This is a genomic window from Alkalihalophilus lindianensis, assembly GCF_032843265.1.
Taxonomy (GTDB): Bacteria; Bacillota; Bacilli; order Bacillales; family Bacillaceae_D; genus Alkalihalophilus; species Alkalihalophilus lindianensis.
Genome location: NZ_JAWJBA010000606.1, coordinates 1 through 258 on the forward strand (window position 1 = coordinate 1; position 258 = coordinate 258).

The following is a 258-nucleotide window of genomic DNA, read 5'->3' on the forward strand; positions in this document are numbered from 1 at the left end:
GTGAATAGAAGATGAAAATTGTTGCAATCGTCGGCAGTTTAAGAAAGGATTCCTATAATCGGCAGTTGGCCGCCACTATTCAGGAACGGAATCAGAATAAATTTGATATGGAAATTCTTGATATTGGTATACATACACATTATAACAAAGATGAAGAGAACAACCCTCCAGAATCTGTACGTGATTTCAAAAAGAAGGTGAAAGAAGCTGATGGGGTTATCATCCTCACTCCCTAATATATCTGGTCGATACCTGGAG

Annotated in this window: 1 protein-coding gene; it reads left to right on the top strand. The window is 38.4% G+C overall.

The window, feature by feature from the left end; genetic code table 11:
- The first annotated feature begins 11 nt into the window (after window positions 1–11).
- On the top strand, window positions 12–236 hold the full coding sequence (locus RYX56_RS23600; RefSeq protein ID WP_317124285.1) for an NADPH-dependent FMN reductase: 225 nt from the start codon (window positions 12–14) through the stop codon (window positions 234–236).
- The last annotated feature ends 22 nt before the right edge of the window (window positions 237–258 follow it).

Bases quoted from the DNA above. Each gene is read 5' to 3' on its own strand.
- RYX56_RS23600 (WP_317124285.1), top strand. From the start codon at position 12: ATGAAAATTGTTGCAATCGTCGGCAGTTTAAGAAAGGATTCCTATAAT.